The organism is Eubacterium ramulus ATCC 29099 (assembly GCF_000469345.1).
In the GTDB taxonomy this organism is placed as follows: Bacteria; Bacillota; Clostridia; order Lachnospirales; family Lachnospiraceae; genus Eubacterium_I; species Eubacterium_I ramulus.
This window is the reverse complement of sequence record NZ_KI271077.1, coordinates 12,924-33,446: the sequence shown is the minus strand read 5'-3', so window position 1 is coordinate 33,446 and position 20,523 is coordinate 12,924. Positions and strand designations below refer to the sequence as shown.

Genomic DNA, 20,523 nt, shown 5'->3' with positions numbered 1-20,523 from the left:
CCTTTGTAAAACGGACATTTAAGAATTATTCTGTGAACAGTTTGCCGCATCAATGGCCAGTACCAGTAACAATGCCGGAATTTCATGCTTCGGATCATCAAACTCGATGGCGTAGGTGTCACCCCAGCTCAGAATCTTTTTATGTACGTGAACAACTGCACTGCATGCTTCATACACATCATAATCCCAGCCCATGAAATCACCTTCTGCACGCCATCCCATGAAATCCACATCATATTTTGGGCGGAACAAAGCAAAACGCTGCTCTATGTGCCCCATCAACTGTCCATTCCATTCGATTTCAAAAGTTGGAAGTAAACAGAATAATTTCTGTTTGATAAATCCGATTTCATTGTGCGCCGCATCATATACATGGAGGCGGTGTCCTAATGAGATAAGTTCATTTTTTACAAAATATTTCTGATTTCCCTGTTCATCGTAGATATCATATGTATCTGACCAGGAAAATACACGTTGTTCAATTAATAATTGCATGTGTACTCCTTCTTATTCTTAACCGTCTCTAAGGGTCTCTTTAGAGACCTTTAAAGACTCTTAAATCTCCTTTAAGTTTTTTAATATCATCGCTTCAATATATATACTGTTGCAGGTCCACTTCCTGTTCTCTCCAGTATTTCATTTTTTATCATTTTATCAATTAATTTACGGGTTGCCGACTTTGTTTTATATCCACACACTTCCGTTGCTTTCCCCATACTGATTTTCCCATACTGAGTCAGATAATCTAAGAGTCTTTGCTCTCTGTCTGACACCAAACCAGAATAATACTCTGGTTCTCTGACAACATTTAAATCTGCAGCTCCCGGAATATATACAACCTGTCCTACTTCTAAATATAGAGTAATTCGCTCGGCTTTTATTGATATCTCATACCTTGGCTTTGTCCAATACTGTTCTTCCCATGCAGTCATAATTTTATCTACACCACTGCCCGCACGTTCACCCACATTTACAAAGCCAAAAATTTTCAGCAGATTTGGATTTCTTGGATCACTGTTTCCACCCGCATAAAATTCTTCTTTTGTAATTCGGATTGTTCCAGGATTAGAAATAGAAATTTGCTTCCCGTGTTTTATAATGACAATCCCACGTTTTCCATAGTAATTGGCATGAACAAGTGCATTAGCAACTGCCTCGCTCAATGCATCATGTACATCAACCCGGTCTACACGCACGCCATTTCGCCGATTCATAAACGGAACTGCCACATCATCATCGATTCTGGTTGTCACTTTATAGAAAAAATCAAATAAATTCCCACTCCAATCCCCCTCATTAGAATGTGTCCGATACAGCCAACGTACTCTCTTATCGTCACATTCTTCTCTGTAATCCAAAAAATAATCTGGAAACACATCCGTAATCCGATCAGCATCACCAAACATCAAAATTCCTGCAACCGTCGGTGAAACGGTTCCCCTTTTATTCTTAGCTGCTGCTTTCAATTTGATCAGAAATTCATCCTTCAATAATTTATTCCATGGATGTCCTTCATGCAACTGTTCAAATAATACACGATATCCTTTAATTGTATCTGCATTCAATGCATCTAAATCCATTTCTTCCAAAATTTCCGAATCTACCGAAATATCACGCTGATCTGAAAACATAGCTCTGACAGATGCTTCCGTACACAAAAAATCTCCCTCATAGTCTCTGCGATACGTTCCCTTCATGGGATCGGTTCCTATATACACAGGCTTATCATGCCGATCAGCCGCCGGAACATTTATTTCAAGAATATTCTTGCCCTCATACTCAATAACTTTTACATGATGGTTCAATAAAATATTTTTAGAAACTTTATTTCGATCATTGATTGTACTCCAGAAATTTTTCTGATACTTTACAATCTGTCTGTCATTTAATCCATTGACCGTAAAAGAATCTCGATGTTCTTTTACCCCCAACAAAATCGTTCCTCCATCTGTATTTGAAAAAGCGGAATATGTCTCCCATATACTTTCCGGAAGACCACCTTCTGCCAACTTGCATTCCCGTTCATGATTTTCATTTAATTGTAAAGCTTCTAATACTTCTTTTTTCAATTATTATCCCCCGTTTACTTTCATAATGTAAAGCGTTCAAATCTTGATATTGTAAACAGTATAGATTGATTGTTTACCGCATGTCAACCGCCGTTTTTCATAGTTTTTTTTGTTTGTGCAACTTTCCAATTTCACTTAAAATACAGACATCTATTATATTTACTGTATCTAACACTAAATTATCTACCAAACTTTCGATTTACAATTACATGGCAACTGCAATTTTTGTATATAATGTATAGTCATCTCAAAAGGAAAAAGCCGTTATATCATACGACTTTTTCTATAAATTCATGCATTATTCTTATCCATCTTTTCATAGCAAACTGGTATATTGTAGTTGACTCATCTGGCAGTCACTTACAGATATACTGTTTTAAGCATGCGCAACGATAGTCTGATGGTGTTAAATGATAACGTTTTTTAAACAATCTGCAAAAATAATCGACATTACGGAATCCACTTTCATAGGCGATGGTTTTTACTTTTTTATTCGTATTTTTCAATAGCCAGGAAGCTGCCTGCAGTCTATATCCTATCAAATAACTGACCGGCGTAGTATGTAAAAATCGTTGAAACAAATTTAGCGCAGTACTTTTGCTGACCCCTATATGTGAGGCTATTTCATCCAGTGACAGCTCATGATTATAATTTTCATGTATATATTGCATCATCAACTGTACTCTTTTCTGTGCAGCCTCATCAACTGTTTGCATATTTTCTTTATCCGATAACTTTACATTTTCGTAAAAAATCAACCATAAATCCTGCAACAATGCCAAAGTGGAAAGCTCCCTTATTTTCTCATTCTCCTGTGTTTCCATTATTTTTATCATAATTTGTATAATCCTTGCCTGCCACGGTTCAGCAATCTGAAAACACTGGAAAGACATATTCGATGAAATGATTGGTAAAATATATTTTTTATAGACCAAACTATTCTCTGGTGCAATAAATTCAGGCATACATACAAAATTAGGAATGACACCACCTGATGATGCATAAAACCGATGCAATATTTTAGAATTGATAAAAATTGCGTCTCCTTCTGACAATATAATCTGTTTTTCACCTATTCCACATATAATTTGTCCAGACTCAACATATAAAAACTCAAATTCTCTGTGCCAGTGCCATTCAATACAATGAAAATCAAAGAACTCCAGATCATCATAATAATACTGGAATGGATAATCACTGGTTCCGTGCTGCTTGATTTCCATAAAGTCCTCGTCTGTAAGTATTTTATTATAATCCATCTCCATATCACATTCTTTCCTTTTACGATATTATACAGTATTCTGGTGATTTAATTCAATGCATATGTTTATTGTTTGCTATATAATCAAATAAAAAAAGAAAAGAGGTATTCGCATGATTTTTAAATGGATGAATGAAAGTGAGATCAGCATTGAAGGAGACAGAATCGAAATAACCGCACCACCAAAAACAGACTTTTTTTGTGGCAGCATTTTTATGAACATCTTTCTATTGAACATAAAATTGTTAAAAATATTCGGAACGGGAAATAAGAAATGAATACTGTAAAGAAAAATGACTATCATAAGACAAAAATTGCCTGTTATATGGGCTTTATCACGCAGGCTATTGCGGCAAACTTTGCACCGCTTCTTTTTTTGAAATTTCACAATGACTATCATATTTCTCTCGGTAATATTGCTTTGATATCCACTTTCTTCTTTTTCACACAGCTTCTGGTTGATCTGTTCTGTGCCAAATTTGTAGATTATATCGGATATCGTATTTGCGTTGTTGCATCAGAAATATTTGCTTCACTTGGTCTGGTTGGACTGGCATTTTTACCTGATCTTTTACCTGATCCTTTCATAGGAATTATATGCAGTGTCGTTGTTTATGCTATCGGAAGTGGCTTAATCGAAGTACTTTGCAGCCCTATTATTGAAGCCTGTCCATTTGAAAACAAAGAAGCAACGATGAGCCTGCTCCATTCCTTTTACTGTTGGGGAGCTGTTGGAACAATTTTGATTTCCAGCTTGTTTTTTCTGATATTCGGCATAAACAGCTGGAAATGGCTTGCCGTAATATGGGCGCTCATTCCTGCTGTTAACACTTATAATTTCATGACCTGTCCGATTGAGCATCTGGTTGACACCGGCACCGGAATGGGAATTAAAAGTCTATTTGCCAAACCTTTTTTCTGGGTTGCGATATGTCTGATGATCTGTTCTGGGGCTTCTGAACTTGCAATGGCTCAATGGGCATCTGCTTATGCCGAATCTGCGCTGGGATTGTCAAAAGCACTGGGAGACTTAGCAGGTCCATGTATGTTTGCAGTCACCATGGGCATCAGTCGCATAATTTTTGGGAAATATGGAAAACAGCTGGATTTAATGAAGTTTATGGGCGGTTCCGGCATATTATGTGTTATCTGCTATCTCCTTTCTGCCCTGTCATCTAATTCGATCATTGGACTTGTCGGTTGTATAGTATGCGGTTTTTCAGTTGGAATTATGTGGCCGGGGACAATCAGTATTTCCTCAAAAACGTTTCCAAAGGGTGGGACAGCTATGTTCTCTCTCCTTGCCATGGCAGGAGATTTAGGTGGCAGTATCGGGCCTGGAATTGTTGGCCGTATCACCCAGAACGCAGGAAATAATATTAGGATCGGCATGAGATGCGGACTTATTTTTCCAGTAATTCTATTATTTATGCTCTTTCTTCTATATCGAAAAAATCAGCATACTCAAAAATAGTACTGTATAATGAAAGAAGCAGAAATCCCACCGACCAAAGTTTGATTTCTGCTTCAACCAACAAACATAGCTCTCGCCACGACATCTTTTATAATAACAATCAAAACAGACAACTTCAATTTTTGATATAATGTATAGCTACCAAAAGTGAAAAAGCCGTTATTCTAAACGACTTTTTCCATAAATTCACACACTATTCTATTTAAACAAATCCCAAATCCTAAAACTTGTTTTTCTATAAATCTTGTTATATGCTGCTTTCTTAGGATCTTTTATCCAACCAGATCCCTTTTTTCCATAACCTAGAATCAAAGCCTTTTTAACCGCTCTTTTTGCTTTTCCTGTTGTTCTTGCCTTAAACGATTTTTTAGCACTCGGTTTTCTCATTCCACATTTCACAAAACTGTTTCTCCTCGCATTTTAACTTAAATCCCCAATATTTTCACTTCCAAGTCTGCTTATCAATCCAAACCATCCTGTTTTAACATCATTTTCATGGCAGCAATATCGCTCATAATGTCTAATTCCTGTTCCTGATAAAACTTGTCCAGAATTCCTTCAAATGCATGATTCAAAGTATCTAACGTTTCTTCTATCTCTTTTCGCATTTTTCTTGCATTGGAACCAAGAACATTCTTCTCTCCAAGTTCTATATAGGCTTTGAGCAACTTATCCATGGTTGGTAAATAATAACTTAGAAACTTACCCAGTTTTCCTGCCTGTCCCGGATTAATATCAACCTCATGAAAAATAGTTGTTACAATTTGCTCCATTTTATCCAGCTTTTGCGAAATTTCTTTATCCTTAATGATAGCATTACTGTCCCGAATAGCTTGAATATAGATATTTCCCTGATTCAAAATGCTCTGAATATTCTCTGAGCGTTCTTCCATTCGCACTCGTTCCTCTAATTGTTTTCTGTAATAACGATCAAACTCTGTCTGGTGCATCTGATATTTAACATATGTATCATCTGACATCAAAATGATCATATGATCCGTTCCAAAATGCCCCTCTGGAATCAGCTTTCTCTTTATCGCATATTCCAAATCTGCTATTACCTTATTAGAGGATTGTTTTGTATACGCAGCCAGATCATCCAACAGTTCAATATTCCGATACTTCAAGATTGTTTCATACTGGCTATAACGCTTGATAAACTTTCTTTTTTTTATTTTTTTCAAAATGACATATCCATTAATGAATAGAATAATCAGAAACCATGTAATATATGTCACCCCATATGATGCATATGCCGCTGACATATGCATCACTTTACTTCCAGTAACAGCAAAACTCAGAAACCATAATACAAATAAGACAGCTATAACCATCCCCGTTATTCCAGTTCCTGCCTTTGGAGCATCAAACACATATTGATTTTTATATGCATTAGTACTTGGCAATTTTTCAATCTGGTTTGCTATATCTGAAATATTTCCACTGTCAACACCAGTTACAACAATTTCTGCTACTCTTTCCGCTTCATCCAGATAACTGTTTAATGGCTGACTGTCTATTACGCATTCCTGAGACACATTCTCATTCTTTTTCCTGTTAAATATTTTATTTAAAAAGCTCATCGTTCGATTCCTCGTCTCATCATACTTTATCTGTTGGTGACGGTATTTTTATCTTTCCCGGATCAATCTTTGTTTCAACACTGGATGCCGGAACAGCAAACGGTGGCAATATACTTGTAACCGGTGTTCCATTTGGCAGCTGAATATTCTGATTAACATTTGGAAGTACTACCGCATCAGTTGTAGAAGCCGGAGCCTGAATTCCCGGTATGCTGTCAGCCTGCGGTGCTGCATAGCTTACGTCACCTTCAGCACTGTATAAAGAATTTGAATGTGTCGCCGTATTCGCATGTGAAGTATGGCTTTGATGACTCACATGACTGTCATGGCTTCCATGGTTACTGTGACTGTTACTATGCGTACTTGACGCATGTGAACTATGCGATCCATGTGTCGAACTACTCGATCTATGCGAACTATGGGAACGATGAGAGCTGTGCGATCTGTGTCCTGCAAATGCATCAACCGACAATAGGCTTCCCAAAACAATGATCATCGTTCCTAACATTAACAGTTTGCTTCCCGGTATATTACCCTCTTCATCTTCTATTAAATTTTCTATATTCTTTTGAAATTTCGGAAATAATTCATCCATTTTATTCATACACCTTTACACATTTTCCATTTGACCAGTCCGTAACATAATACTCTGTTGCTGATACATAATATGTACATTGCCCGGAAGGAGCTCCATCCGCAAATGTACCTGTCAATTTCAACCCGTTCTCCTGATCTGAGTATGCATAAGTCCCCTCTCCATTCATTTTATCGTTGTCCCATGAACCAGTATATGTGGCACCACTTTTCCAATTATAGGTTCCCTGACCTGATTTCTTTCCATCACTGATTGTTCCGCTATACTTATCTCCGTTGCTATAAGTGATCTGAGCTTCTCCATTCAACTTTCCATCACTCATTTTTCCACTATACTTCGTTCCATCTTCCAGCGTCATCTCTACTGTTACAGCAGAACCATTCTTTATCTCAAAAGAATAGGTTCCAAAATCATTCTTCAAATAGTAGGTTCCACTCAAAAACACATTATCGTCAAATGTTCCCTCTGCATAACTGCCATCCGCATACGTATACTTACCGGATCCGGACATTTTGTCTTTATCCCATTCTCCATCATAAGAATCGCCGGAATTCCATTGATATGTACCTTTCCCAGATCTTTTTCCATTCGTAAACGCTCCGGTAAACTGATCTTTATTAGGAAATATCATCGTTCCGCTGCCATCAATTCCAAATTGCTTACACCCACCTGTATACGTGGTTCTATCTGCAAACACAATATCTGCTTCAGCTATACTTCCGTCTTTATAAGTTAATGCATACTCTCCGGAAGCATTTTTAAACGTCACTTTACCATTAATGAATTCATTTTTGACAAATTCTCCGGTGTAACATGTGCCATCATGATTCTTGAACACACCTTTACCATTCATCTGATCCTTTTTCCAGACTCCCTGATAAGTCGAACCATCTTTCCAGGTAAAAGTTCCTTCACCCTCTTTTTTGCCGTTCTGAAACGCTCCCTCATATGTTCCTTCATCCGGAACTTCCAGAATACCTTGACCAGCTATCTGATTGTCTTTCCATTCACCGGAATAAACAGCTCCTGTTATGAAAGAAAATATACCCTGACCATTAAAATTTCCAAAATCTGTTTCGCCAGTATAAGTTCCTGTTGAAAGCTCAATTTTTCCAAATTGCTGCATTTGCAATTCTTTTACAATTCGGTTATTAAAATCCAGTACTGCGATTTCTCCAGAAAAATACAACGCGGCACAAAATTCTATCACAAACAACAGGACTAATAATAATCGAATCCGACGTTTTTGTTTTTTGCTTGTAGAAATATAAATCTTTTCCGCAGAAACCTTATTCCTATTCAAATTATTTTTCTCTAATTCTCTGATTTCTTTCTCAGTTACTCCGTTTGTCTGATTATCATCCGTCATTTCTAACATCTCCACTTATCAAAAACATTCATTATGATTTTCTCATCTTTAAGGAACTGTTCAAAAATAAAATCCAAAATTCCTGTATAAATTTTACAACGATATCCTCGTGGACTTTTTTCAATTACATCAGCACTTCCTGCATAATTTACTACTGGACAAGTTCCACAATATGGCTGATATACGCAGTCACAACATGATGGTAAAGTTTCTAGCATGCTTGATGCACATACAGTTCTGCAAACACCATTATTGATCACATTCTGATAATTACTTTCAAATACATTTCCCAGACAAAATGTCGCATCCCCCATTTCATATAACATTCGTCCTTCATCACATGTAAAAATATTGCCATCCGCATAATAGGCCAACTGACCAATTCCTGCTCCACAAGGAGATCTTAGTTCCATATAATTCACAAAGTCTCCGCAGATTCTGTTTAACAAAATTGCTGTATGGTCTTCCTTAATATAACTTCCTTCCAAATTAATCTGTATCAGTTCCATCATTACTGATTTATAAAATTTTATGAATTCTTCGGGTGTATAACCAATCTCTTCCCAATTAACAGTTGCTTTCCCAAGCGGTGTCAAAGGGCGGACAAAAATACTTTCAAATCCAAGTTTTGCATATGTTCGCGCCAATTCTTTCGGATACAATAAACTCTCTCTTGTAGTTGTCTCTATCGCACCAACATAAAGTCCTGCTGCCCGCAATTTTTGAAGAGACTCAACCACTTTTGCATATGTCCCCTGTCCATTTCTAAATGCACGGTTCTTATTATGTAAAATTTCAGGTCCATCCAAAGATGTAGAAATCCCAAATTTGTGTTCTTTAAAAAACTCAATCATCTCTTCAGTAAAAAGAGTCAGATTGGTCACTATATTAAAGTTAATCACATGAGATTCATTTTTTTCTTCCGTATACTCCACGATATATTTCACAATATCAAAATTTAGTAATGGCTCTCCACCCTGAAATTCAAAAGTCAGATATCTGGTCGGTGATTCCAGTGCAATATCTACTGCCTTTTTCGCAATATCTGCTGTCATATATAGGTCAGAACATTTTTTACCGTTATTTGCCTGACAATATACACAATTCATATTACATGCTGTCGTTACCACGAATATATGCAATGAAGTCGCCATATTTACATGCTGCTTTAATGATCTGATATCATACATATAAGTGGATGAAAACTCAAGATCTGATTCCCGGTAAATCATTTTGTGATCCAGCAGTTTCTTCTCTATATCAGAATTCGGTTCTATCTTCCCATGTAATATATCTTTAAACTCAGATTCACTGACAAACAAAAAATTTCCAAAATCATTTGTCATCATGATCTGATTTTCCATCTTTTTAAAATTAAAATAATTCAACTTCATCTTATTGCTTTTAAATCATCTTTCTCTAATTTTACAGTTCCGGCAAACAAACCTCCACATGCATTTTTCATGCTGCACATATCACAAGTTTCGATATATCTGATTTTTTCCGGTGAAATACTCTTTTCACACAATGTCCAGTAATTTGATTCTACCGTACATAATGGAAAATTATATAATTTCACCGTAATCCCGGATTTTATCAAATGATCCACTGCCTTCTCAATGAGCTGAAATGCCTTCCTATATGGAATCCATACTTTTTTCCAGTTAACATAAGCATTTCCCGTCATCTCCATCGCAAGTATGCTGACATACTCGATCTGCGGGAACTCATTCACTATCATGTCTGTAATATTTACAATATCTTCTGCATTCAGTTTACATACTACAAGTCTTATTTCAACTCTTGTACCTATCTTCAGAAGATTCTTTATGCCCTGCTTCGTCTGAATCAGACTATTTTCAGCACAGGTAATCGCATCATGTATTTCCGATTTTGATCCATGAATTGGAATCGCCACAATAGAATTTACCGGTGCTGTCTCACGAAATAGATCCACATATTTTTTGACGGAAAAAATTCTTCCATTTGTCAAAAACAAGAATTCTGTTTTCTCAAATTTTCGTTTCAGAAATTCCAGAAAGTCAAAAATAGATTCTCCAATCAAAAATGGTTCCCCGCCAGTAATCGTAATATGAGAAACATTTGTCGGAACGTGCTGTGCAAGTTTGATCAAAGACGTCACATCCGTGTTCTGCCCTTTTCTTCTGGATATCTCCGGAGAAGGACACATAATGCAATTCGAATTACATTTTCCTGTAACAAAAAAATAATTGTCGATTGACTGCACGTCAAACTGTAACACGATCCGTCCATCTTGCCATATTTCAAAAACGTCATAATTATTTCTCTGTTTCAGGTAAGTAAGAGTATCATTTGAAACCATCTGCTTTCTCTTTTCAGGATATAAGAAAACCTCATCTCCATCCACCCAGAGCATTCCATCTTCTTTTTTTTCCAGATCAGACTTTACGATGCTGTTAAGTGCTAAAGAAACAACCCTGTATTCACCATCATAATCATCTATCTTCCATTTCATCGCAAATACCCCCATGCAGCAAGATATAACCAGAATCCAATCACCAAAAAAAATGCAAACGGTATTTTCTTAACAATAGAAATCCTTGTCACACTTCTTCCTGATGCCCATCTTTTGATACTGTCTATCTCCGTCTCTGTCAACCTGTTTCGCAAATCTTCTGATGACACACCAGGTAATCCACGCACTCTGGATCCCTGCATCAAAACAGAAGAAGCTGTGGTCAGAATCATTCCTTTTTTCAGATTTTCTAATTCTATGTCTTTATACAAATTTGTTCGAATTGTCATCTGACAAAGCAATAACACAAATACAAGTATATAATTTTCCGGATTAATGGAAATCGGTATTACACCAAGCCATATGCTTAATCCTACATCTACCGCAACAATACCAGTAATCATATACCATTTTCTGAAAAAACTATTTTTGCCAATCATCCAGGATGTAACTATGCACACAATACGAATTACCCATATCATAAGGCTATAATTATATAATCCAAATAATAACGCAATTAAGTTAACCGCACTGATATAAATCATTGCTGTTACAAAAGATTTCATAAAAGATATTAAGTATCCCTGTATATATCCTCTTGTAAACTGATTATTTTTTCTTATCAACTCATATATGGATGCCCCAAGCAAATAAAGGTATCCTAAAAATACGGCAATTCCAATTGCAAACAACAACGTATAACAACTGTCTCCATATTTTAAATAAAACCGGGCCGGGAACAACATTGCCAAAATGATCGCCAGTTTGCAATCACCACCAGCAAAGGAATGTGTATAAAACAGAAAAATGCTTATCCCGCTTACAATCAGTAAATTAAAAGCAAACGCAATAAATAAATCTCTGCAAAACAAAGAATAATACAGTAGGTCTAAAACAATAGCTATTATACCAAATTTCAAAATCGTTTTATTATATACCATTCCATCTTTCAGATCACTTCTGACAGTAATAATACTGAATATTGCAAGTACTGCTATGTATAAAATTTCTACTACAATCATATTTATAAATTTTCTAATCCAATCAAATAATTTTCAAATTCTTTTATCGTAAGTGATTCATCATACCGACAGTTATCAAATTTCAAAATCCAATATTGATCGACCAGCTTTTTTGTTATTATTGCATATTCTCGATAAACAGTTTGAACCTGATTGATCTTATCTTCTGAATATATTTCTGTATTTAACGCTAACTCAATCATTATCTGCAAACCAATCCTTCAATATTTCATCTTCACAAAAGGTATCGTTTTCCGGGATTTCTTCCAATGCATCCTGACCCATAACAACACTTGTCGCCATAGCTCTCGCCAGTAAAAGTTCTCTAATATTTTTGGTCTGATTATAAATTTCATGTCGAACACTCTGTGCCAGCATCTCATTTTCAAATTCATGTTCAGATATTTCTTCTTTTCCACTTTCTTTCATATCAAGTGTAACATAATAATATTTATCATCTGAATCTAAATGCACATATGCTTTATCCGTAAAATTATAGGCAGCCTTTATCAAAGCTGTTTTGGAATATAATTCCTTATTAAATTTTAACTTGTTCATTGTTGTGTATCCATTCTACAAATTATTATAGTTATCATCATTTTTGATTATATCATACTAAACTTTTAATCTCAATTTCATTTATACTTTTCTTTCATTTGAAACAGTTGACTTTTTAACTATACAGAAAATAACAGCTATGACTGGAAGCACTAACACTCCATTAAAATAAAAATATCTATGACTTGATCCACATAACAAAAGCGCCGTACATAAGTCATATACTAATGATGGTATTAAAAAACACAATCCTTCCCACAATCGCTTTTTTATTGTATAGATACCTACTAAAAGATATGTAACTACCACTGTTCCAATATTCCAGCAAAAAGTTGTCCCTACTAAAGTATTACTCCCTTTCAATATAAAATTTACTATAGCTTCGCATACTCCCAAATGATTTGATTGAATCCCATAATCATTATCTTCAATATATACCCATGTATTCCAATTCGCTTTTCCTACTACCTGCCATACAACTCGTGTTGCTTCCTTAAATGCCTGAAACGATGTTTTCGGCGAATTAATAATCGTTTCTTTTGTCATACGTAATATATCGTTTAATTTTTCACCCTTCAACAAGTCAATTCCGCCAAATTCCCATTTACAGGAATCCCATTCCCCTATAATATAACGGCTTTGCCACTCACTCCGATCAGCAATGCTTTCTAAATATTCTTTTACATCATTAGGTGTATTTTCATAATCATTCACATAAGAATTTGCTAAAATAGCCATTGGTATACCAACCATTTCTCCTACAACATTATCATGTTTTTCAACTCCTGTTGCTTGAAATACCGGTTCCTCTATTATCAATATGCTAACTACCAGGCAAACCGCTAAAATAATCCCCTGCTTCATTGCTTTAGAGTATACAAAAAATATAGTCAACAAAAATGGAATCACAAAAAATATCCCATTATGTCTTATTAGCATCATAGCCAATAATAAAATCCATAATAACAGACAATTTCTTTGTTGCTTCAGCCAATCACCTTTTGTCAAATATATTTTTATTGTCACAATACACAACCAGATCACTACAATTGTAAATGGTACATCTTTATACAAGCAAACATTATTCATGCTAATCCCCGGATTGATTGCTATGCAAAATGCTATCACAATAATTATTATTTTAGGTACGTTTACTATATACAGCTGATACAATAAAACTGTTACTGAAACAGAAAAAATAAGTAATTGAACAAAAATACAAAACGCAAAGTTATCCCATATTCTAGTTATTACCCAATAACACAATGTTGTAAATACTGGATGCCAGTTATTCAATTTCATTAAGCCATGAACCTGATCCCATTGTCCATATGCATCTAAGTTAAATCCACCAGGAAAAAAGGCTCCCCAATAAATTAATTGACCTATCATTATGATTACAAAGATAGTAATTTCAAAAACAGGCTTGACTACTTTTTGTGTGCTATTTTCTTGCATTCGCATCTTTTTTCCAGATTTAAATTTCTTCTTGATATTTTGAATCCATATTGACATTCCAGATTTGCTCCTTATCTATAGATTCTCCTAATAAATAATCAGCCACATTTAATGCCGTTTGCATTGAATGATCCATATTATTATAATGGTGTTGTCCATTCCGACCAATACAAAACAAATTAGCATGTCCATTAATCCATTTCTGAATTTTTTCAACTTCATAATATCCAGATGAATAAATTGGATACGCTTTATCAATTTTTTGAACAAGGCCATGTACAATTTGCGTATCTTTTCTAATAATTTTCAGTTGCACCATTTCACTGAAAGCCAATCGTTTCATCTGTTCCTCTTCCAAATTCCACAATGCATCTCCTAAATCACAAAAATACTCTATTTCAACTACATAGTTCTTCTCATTTTTCACCATATCTTTGGACCAATTATTCAAAATCTGTATTCTACCAGCTTTCACAGTATTATCCTGAATATACAACCAACAATCTTCGCTATTATTTAGTAATGTATCTCCTGCCTGCTGCGGCGTAATTTCAAACGCAACAACAATCATATTACGATAACACAATTCTTTTGCAACACTGCTTACTGGCTCGTCAACATCTTTCATTGAAAAAATAAGTTCATTTAATGGCATAGATGAAATCACAATATCATAAACATCTTTCCATTTATTTTCATTCTGTTCTAATGTCAATACGTATTTCTTATTATCTATGAAAATGGACTGTACTACTGTATTTGCTTTTATTTTTCCACCCATATCATTGATGCAATTAGCCATATTTTCCCATAGCAAGCCAGCTCCCATACGCGGATAATAAAATTCATCTATCAGTGACCGATATTTTTTTGCGCTCTCTTTTCTAAATAATTTTTTATGTAAAATTGTCTTCAATGATATTTCTTGGACTCTCTGGCGCCCCCAATCAGCAGACATTTCTTTCGCATTGATTCCCCAAACCTTATATGTGTAATCTTTAAAAAATAAATCATACAACTTTTTACCAAACTGTTTTATATAGTAATCCTCCAAGGTCACAACATCTTTTCTGGTAAAATGGGAATACAAAAAACTATTAATTACATGCATTCCCTTAATTAAACCAAATTGTTTTACACATTGCTTATCAATTTTTATTGGATATTGAAATACACAATCATGATATAAAATATGTGATTTTCTCACTACTTTAAGAAAACAGTCATTATTTTTTGACATGACAGATTTCCAAATCTCCAATATTTTTTGTCCTTTGTAAAATACCGATGTCCTCCAATGTCCACTCTATTTCCGGCAAAAGATACCGTTTTTGATAAACCACCTACTACTTTTTCCTTTTCAAAAATGGTTATATCAAATTCACTGGATCTTTTCAGCAATTCATAAGCAACCGTTAATCCTGCTGGACCAGCCCCAATTACTGCTACTCTTTTCGTATTCTTCTCCATTTCAACTTTGTTTTCCCTTTTCTTTTTCATTTCAACTATCTATATACTATATCATTTCTTTATCTACATCACTTACTACTTTTTATAATTTTACAACCTAAAAAATGTAGGCGATAACATATCCACCTAACAAATAAAAATTCTTGCCCTTTTTGCTGAAAGAAATATATTTATAATAACTTTACTGTAAAGTCAAAAAATGAGCTGCTACATAATTGATAAATCTCTCATGTAACAGCCCTCATTTACATTGCTTCTACAATTTGGGTAAATTCTTCTTCTGAAGTCACAAACCTATACGGTTCATATTCTCCGTATGCAGACGGTCTACTAATTGTAACCAACTGTATTCTGTCATATCCAATTCGCCTTAACAACTCACGCTTAAATTCAGAAAGATGCTTTCCATGTTTTGTTTGTAACGCAACACATCCAATTTTATTTACATCTTTCGCTACTAGATAACACATTTGAAAGTACCTCCTTAAATTCAGATTCTGTCGTGATTTTACCATTTTCATAATCTTTACGCAACATTTGTCCCAAAAAATTTGAGTATTTTTTCTTATAAGTATACTTATGCAACCAATTGTTAAATTGCCTGTCATAATAAGTATTATACTGTATTTCTATAGGGTAATGTTTCCCTGAATGCTGATAATATACATGCACTCCACGATATCCATCATCATTTGCTTTTCCTTTTGACATATCCGCAATTCTGAAATTTTCTAATTTTCCTAATTGCAAAATCGAATCATATTCATCACACAATGATCGAAAACCAAGTAAATCATCAAAAACTTTTCTAGCTTGATGGTCTGGATAATATCGATGATATTTCATAATTGCAGACTGAATGCTTTTTATACGATAGTCAAGTGCTAATTCATGCAATAAATCCATCGAATCATACCAACTCTCTATCGATTCTAATTCTTTAAACAACACTTGTTGATTAAAATAATGAAGATTTTTCTTTAAATTTATTCCTATTTTTGATTCATACGATAAGCTTTGCAAAATTTCTACGGATAAACCGTCTCTGTATAATATATTGTTAATATCCACTTTACATTTACCTCAAAAACATATATAACCGCTTATACGTTACACAATGTTACATTTAGTTTCTGTTCTACCACTATAGCAAAACCCCAACAAAATGTTGGGGTTTCGGGATTGTCTATTCTCCTAGAGGTAGGCAAAAAGCATATGTATCACAAAAAATGATACAACCAAAAACACAAAATATTGAACTTCATGCTTTTTCACCAAAGTGTGTAAATAATTAAATATCTTTATTCCGTATATACTAAGAATAAATAAACAAAAGTCCCTTATTAAAATGTGAGTCTCGATTGTAAACACCTCCTTTGTATTTGGCCTACATAAAATTTAAAAATTTTATGTAAATTAGTACACTTATCAAAAATATGAAACTATCTGTAAGCCATGTTACATACAAAGTATTTTTACAATCGAAATAAATATGTGTCCTTTTTCATACGAAACTACACACTTTAATTATATAATAAGTTATTGGTTCTAACATGTCAATATCTTCATTTTATGGAAAATTAAAACGTAAAAATAGCACCCGCAACAGCCGCATACTGTCACAGGCACTATTTATCTCATTATATTTTTTAGAAGCCGATTCTACTGAATAAACATCGCATCCCCGAAGGAGAAAAATCTGTATCCTTCCTTCACTGCTTCCTCATAAGCCGCCAGCACATGCTCTCTTCCTGCAAGTGCAGAAACCAGCATCAGCAACGTTGACTCCGGCAGATGGAAGTTTGTGATCAGACAATCCAGCACTTTGAATTGATAACCTGGATAGATGAAAATCTCTGTCCATCCGCTGCTCTCTTTCAACATACCGTTTTCGTCCGCTGCGGACTCAATGGTACGGCAGCTTGTGGTTCCAACACAAATTACACGATGACCGTTTTTCTTCGCATTGTTGATCTTGTCAGCGGCTTCCTGTGTCACCATATAGAACTCTGAATGCATATGGTGTTCCAGGATATTGTCCACTTTTACCGGACGGAAAGTACCAAGTCCGACATGCAGTGTTACCTCTGCAATATCAACGCCCATATCTTTTACCTGCTGAAGCAGTTCCGGTGTAAAATGTAACCCTGCAGTCGGAGCTGCTGCAGAACCGTCATATTTTGCGTAAACAGTCTGATAACGGTTCTTGTCCTTTAACTGATGTGTGATATATGGCGGTAACGGCATCTGACCTAACTGATCCAGAATTTCTTCAAAAATTCCTTCATAAGTAAATTTGATCAGACGGTTGCCCTCTTCCACGATATCAATCACTTCACCGACTAAAAGTCCACCACCAAAAATGATCTTTGTGCCGACTTTTGCCTTTTTACCCGGTTTTACCAGTGTTTCCCAGACATCGTTTTCCTTGCGTTTCAGCAGAAGAATCTCGATTTTTGCCTGAGTCCCCTCTTTTTCACCAAACAGACGGGCAGGAATTACTTTTGTATTGTTTAAGACAAGGCAGTCACCTGGTTTCAGGAATTCTGTGATTTCCCGGAATACATGATGAGAATACTCGCCAGTCTCTTTATCCAGGACCAGAAGTCTGGAGGATGACCGATCCTCCAGCGGGTCCTGCGCAATCTGCTCCTGTGGCAGATCAAAATAATAATCTGTTACCTTCATTTCGTTTTCGTTCAATACAGACACCAACTTTCTACTGGCGCAGCTCTATGCCCAGACGCTCCAGACCGTTCATTATCTTCTTCATGGCAGCAGTGATATCTGCTTCCTCTAACGTACGGTCTTTTGCACGGAAGGTCAGTTTATAAGCCAGAGATTTGAATCCTGCTTTAATCTGTGCGCCCTCATAAATATCAAATAATTCATAAGACTCAAGAATCTTGCCGCCTCTCTCGTCAAATACCTTCTCAATATCGCCTGCAAGTACATGTTTCGGAACAACCATACTGAGGTCGCGGCTGACTGCCGGATATTTTGCAATGCCTTCGTATTTGCGGTCAAAAGTTGCACGGGAAACGATTTCCGGCATATCAATGACAGCAACGTATACGCGATCTTTAATGGAGTAATTTGCTGCAACCGTCGGATGAATCTCACCGAGATAACCGATTACCTGACCATCATAAATAACATTTGCCTGACGTCCAGGATGTAAGAAGGACAGTTCCGACTCCGGATCATACTCCGGTTTCAGATTCATGCCTACTTTATACAGGAACTCCTCAATAACACCTTTCATAGTATAGAAATCGCCATCACCGTAGAATCCCAATGTAAACTGCATGCGCTCTTCCGGAAGCTCTGTAACAGGCTCCTGTTTTGGCAGATAAATATTTCCTAATTCATACAGACGCACATCTTTGTTTCTACGATTGAAGTTAGTAGAAAGAGATGTCAGCATTCCGTTTAAGGAAACGGTACGCATAATACTGAAGTCCTCGCCAAGCGGATTGGAAATCGTTACGGTATTACGCAACTGACTGTCTGCCGGAAGTAATAATTTATCAAATACCTTCGGACTCTCGAAGGAGTATGTCATTCCCTGTGAAAATCCGCAGAACTGGGCAACTTCTCTTGCCACTTCCTCTACTCGAAGTTTAAAGGAAAGTTTACCTGTTGTGGATTCTCCGGATGGAAGTGTGGTCGGGATATTGTCATATCCGTAGAAACGTGCTACTTCCTCTGCGATGTCTGCATCACGGAGCAGATCCTGTCTCCAGGATGGAACGATGACTTCCTGTGTCTCCTCATCAAAACCAAGGTCGATTTTTTTGAAATATCCGATCATTGTCTCTGCAGAAATATCAGTTCCGAGCAGACCATTGATCCAATCCGGATCAAATGCAATTCTTCTTCCTGTCATTTCTTTCTGGTATACATCAACGACACCGCCAACAACTTCACCTGCACCAAGTTCTTCGATGAGCTGGCAGGCACGGTTCATAGCCTCAATCGCATTGTTTGGATCCAGGCCTTTTTCAAATTTGGAGGAAGCGTCGGTACGAAGACCTACTTTTTTGCTGGACAGACGGATGTTTGTTCCATCAAAGCAAGCTGCCTCAAAAAGCATTGTCTGAACATTGTCTGTGATCATGGAGTTTTCGCCACCCATGATACCGGCAAGTCCGATTGCTTTTTCGCCATCGCAGATCATCAAAATACTGTCATCCAAGGTACGCTCCTGGCCATCTAACGTAACAAATTTCTCTCCTTTAGCAGCACGGCGTACCCGAATCTCATGGCCGGAGATTGTATCCATATCATAAGCATGCATTGGCTGTCCAAACTCTTCCATGACATAGTTTGTGATATCTACGATATTGTTGATCGGACGGATACCGTGGGAAGCCAGTCTGTGCTGCATCCACTTCGGTGACGGTGCGATCTTAATATTTTTTACTACACGGGCAGTATAACGCGGGCAAAGATCCGCATCTTCTACAGATATTTTAATGTAGTCGTTTACGTCCTCTGTATTTCCTGTCTCTGTTACTACCGGCGGAATAAATTCTTTTCCGAAAGTAGCTGCTGCCTCACGGGCAATACCAAGAATGGAAAAGCAGTCTACACGGTTAGATGTAATCTCGTACTCTACAACTACGTCATCTAATCCAAGATAAGCAACTGCACTCTCACCAACCGGAGCGTCTTCCGGTAAAATGTAAAGTCCGTCCTCAGCTGCATCCGGATACATATCGGTAGTAGAGCCAAGTTCTTCAATGGAGCACATCATACCATTGGACTCTATACCTCTTAATTTACCTTTTTTGATTTTGATGCCGCCTTCTACGACTTTTCCGTCATGACCGCCTGCAACACGTCCACCGTCTAATACAACCGGGACTTTTGCGCCTTCAAATACGTTTGGTGCGCCGGTTACAATCTGTGTGGTCTCTCCGCCGATATCCACCTGGCAGATTACCAGTTTGTCTGCATCCGGGTGTTTTTCGATTTTTAATACCTGACCGATGACGATTTTTTCCAGATCCTCATCTAATTTTTTATATCCTTCTACTTTTGAACCGGAAAGTGTCATCGCATCCATGTATTCCTGCGGCTCTACTTCTAATTCCGGAACATATGCTTTTATCCAAGATAATGAAGTTGTCATGTTTCTTTCTCCTATATTAATTCTTTCATA

Annotated in this window: 20 protein-coding genes and 1 pseudogene; 1 reads left to right on the top strand and 20 read right to left on the bottom strand. The window is 36.3% G+C overall.

Translation table 11 applies throughout. The annotated features are described in order from the left end of the window. Nucleotides 1-18: 18 nt before the first annotated feature. The 3 genes from HMPREF0373_RS00895 to HMPREF0373_RS00885 all read right to left on the bottom strand — a co-directional run bounded on the left by HMPREF0373_RS00895 (nucleotide 19) and on the right by HMPREF0373_RS00885 (nucleotide 3,334). Nucleotides 19-495, bottom strand: coding sequence for an LURP-one-related/scramblase family protein (locus HMPREF0373_RS00895; protein ID WP_021737650.1), 477 nt, complete (start codon nucleotides 493-495; stop codon nucleotides 19-21). Nucleotides 496-581: 86 nt separating this feature from the next. After that, nucleotides 582-2,069, bottom strand: a complete 1,488-nt coding sequence (locus tag HMPREF0373_RS00890; protein WP_021737649.1) for an RNA-binding domain-containing protein — start codon at nucleotides 2,067-2,069, stop codon at nucleotides 582-584. Between the two features lie 356 nt (nucleotides 2,070-2,425). After that, nucleotides 2,426-3,334 (bottom strand): AraC family transcriptional regulator, encoded by a 909-nt coding sequence (locus tag HMPREF0373_RS00885; RefSeq protein ID WP_021737648.1) that lies wholly within the window; start codon nucleotides 3,332-3,334, stop codon nucleotides 2,426-2,428. A gap of 270 nt (nucleotides 3,335-3,604) precedes the next feature. On the opposite strand from HMPREF0373_RS00885, the gene HMPREF0373_RS00880 reads away from it, so the two are divergent. Beyond that, nucleotides 3,605-4,804: an MFS transporter gene (locus tag HMPREF0373_RS00880; RefSeq protein ID WP_021737646.1), complete on the top strand. Its 1,200-nt coding sequence runs from the start codon at nucleotides 3,605-3,607 to the stop codon at nucleotides 4,802-4,804. 198 nt (nucleotides 4,805-5,002) lie between these two features. Here the strand turns inward: HMPREF0373_RS00880 and HMPREF0373_RS00875 are convergent, their stop codons facing one another. From HMPREF0373_RS00875 to pheT, 17 genes and pseudogenes are all read right to left on the bottom strand, one after another. Continuing rightward, entirely contained in the window at nucleotides 5,003-5,203 is a 201-nt protein-coding gene (locus HMPREF0373_RS00875; protein WP_044962519.1) for a hypothetical protein, read from the bottom strand. 62 nt (nucleotides 5,204-5,265) lie between these two features. Next, nucleotides 5,266-6,387, bottom strand: coding sequence for a 5-bromo-4-chloroindolyl phosphate hydrolysis family protein (locus HMPREF0373_RS00870; RefSeq protein ID WP_021737644.1), 1,122 nt, complete (start codon nucleotides 6,385-6,387; stop codon nucleotides 5,266-5,268). A 19-nt stretch (nucleotides 6,388-6,406) separates the two neighbouring features. Next, on the bottom strand, nucleotides 6,407-6,703 hold the full coding sequence (locus HMPREF0373_RS17220; protein WP_242831172.1) for a hypothetical protein: 297 nt from the start codon (nucleotides 6,701-6,703) through the stop codon (nucleotides 6,407-6,409). 48 nt (nucleotides 6,704-6,751) lie between these two features. After that, a pseudogene (gene hxsA3, locus HMPREF0373_RS17680) lies at nucleotides 6,752-6,982 on the bottom strand (His-Xaa-Ser repeat protein HxsA3); the annotation flags it as partial. 1 nt (nucleotide 6,983) lies between these two features. Continuing rightward, nucleotides 6,984-8,351: an MORN repeat-containing protein gene (locus HMPREF0373_RS00860; protein ID WP_044962518.1), complete on the bottom strand. Its 1,368-nt coding sequence runs from the start codon at nucleotides 8,349-8,351 to the stop codon at nucleotides 6,984-6,986. Nucleotides 8,352-8,353: 2 nt separating this feature from the next. After that, nucleotides 8,354-9,745, bottom strand: coding sequence for a His-Xaa-Ser system radical SAM maturase HxsB (gene hxsB, locus HMPREF0373_RS00855; protein ID WP_021737641.1), 1,392 nt, complete (start codon nucleotides 9,743-9,745; stop codon nucleotides 8,354-8,356). Further along, nucleotides 9,742-10,848 carry a His-Xaa-Ser system radical SAM maturase HxsC gene (gene hxsC, locus HMPREF0373_RS00850; protein WP_044962517.1) on the bottom strand — a complete coding sequence of 369 codons (1,107 nt, stop codon included), beginning with the start codon at nucleotides 10,846-10,848 and terminating at the stop codon, nucleotides 9,742-9,744. The genes hxsB and hxsC overlap by 4 nt, the downstream gene beginning before the upstream one ends. After that, nucleotides 10,845-11,870, bottom strand: a complete 1,026-nt coding sequence (locus HMPREF0373_RS00845) for a hypothetical protein (protein ID WP_021737639.1) — start codon at nucleotides 11,868-11,870, stop codon at nucleotides 10,845-10,847. The genes hxsC and HMPREF0373_RS00845 overlap by 4 nt, the downstream gene beginning before the upstream one ends. A 2-nt stretch (nucleotides 11,871-11,872) precedes the next feature. After that, nucleotides 11,873-12,073 carry an HxsD-like protein gene (locus tag HMPREF0373_RS00840; RefSeq protein WP_021737638.1) on the bottom strand — a complete coding sequence of 67 codons (201 nt, stop codon included), beginning with the start codon at nucleotides 12,071-12,073 and terminating at the stop codon, nucleotides 11,873-11,875. Next, entirely contained in the window at nucleotides 12,066-12,428 is a 363-nt protein-coding gene (gene hxsD, locus HMPREF0373_RS00835) for a His-Xaa-Ser system protein HxsD (RefSeq protein WP_021737637.1), read from the bottom strand. Before hxsD ends, HMPREF0373_RS00840 begins: the two co-directional genes overlap by 8 nt. 81 nt (nucleotides 12,429-12,509) lie before the next feature. After that, nucleotides 12,510-13,943, bottom strand: coding sequence for a DUF6020 family protein (locus tag HMPREF0373_RS00830; protein ID WP_021737636.1), 1,434 nt, complete (start codon nucleotides 13,941-13,943; stop codon nucleotides 12,510-12,512). Continuing rightward, nucleotides 13,906-15,126, bottom strand: coding sequence for a hypothetical protein (locus HMPREF0373_RS00825; RefSeq protein ID WP_147597849.1), 1,221 nt, complete (start codon nucleotides 15,124-15,126; stop codon nucleotides 13,906-13,908). The genes HMPREF0373_RS00830 and HMPREF0373_RS00825 overlap by 38 nt, the downstream gene beginning before the upstream one ends. Continuing rightward, the gene (locus HMPREF0373_RS15830; protein ID WP_021737634.1) at nucleotides 15,093-15,386 is read right to left on the bottom strand and encodes an FAD-dependent oxidoreductase; all 294 of its coding nucleotides are present in this window, start codon (nucleotides 15,384-15,386) and stop codon (nucleotides 15,093-15,095) included. The genes HMPREF0373_RS00825 and HMPREF0373_RS15830 overlap by 34 nt, the downstream gene beginning before the upstream one ends. Before the next feature lie 215 nt (nucleotides 15,387-15,601). After that, the gene (locus HMPREF0373_RS00820) at nucleotides 15,602-15,826 is read right to left on the bottom strand and encodes a DUF6718 family protein (protein WP_044962516.1); all 225 of its coding nucleotides are present in this window, start codon (nucleotides 15,824-15,826) and stop codon (nucleotides 15,602-15,604) included. Then, nucleotides 15,795-16,427 carry a nucleotidyltransferase family protein gene (locus HMPREF0373_RS00815; RefSeq protein WP_021737633.1) on the bottom strand — a complete coding sequence of 211 codons (633 nt, stop codon included), beginning with the start codon at nucleotides 16,425-16,427 and terminating at the stop codon, nucleotides 15,795-15,797. Before HMPREF0373_RS00815 ends, HMPREF0373_RS00820 begins: the two co-directional genes overlap by 32 nt. Before the next feature lie 591 nt (nucleotides 16,428-17,018). Next, a complete protein-coding gene (gene queA, locus HMPREF0373_RS00810) occupies nucleotides 17,019-18,044 on the bottom strand; it encodes a tRNA preQ1(34) S-adenosylmethionine ribosyltransferase-isomerase QueA (protein ID WP_021737632.1) in 1,026 nt (341 codons plus the stop codon). Between the two features lie 31 nt (nucleotides 18,045-18,075). Beyond that, a complete protein-coding gene (pheT, locus tag HMPREF0373_RS00805) occupies nucleotides 18,076-20,493 on the bottom strand; it encodes a phenylalanine--tRNA ligase subunit beta (protein WP_021737631.1) in 2,418 nt (805 codons plus the stop codon). Nucleotides 20,494-20,523 lie beyond the last annotated feature (30 nt).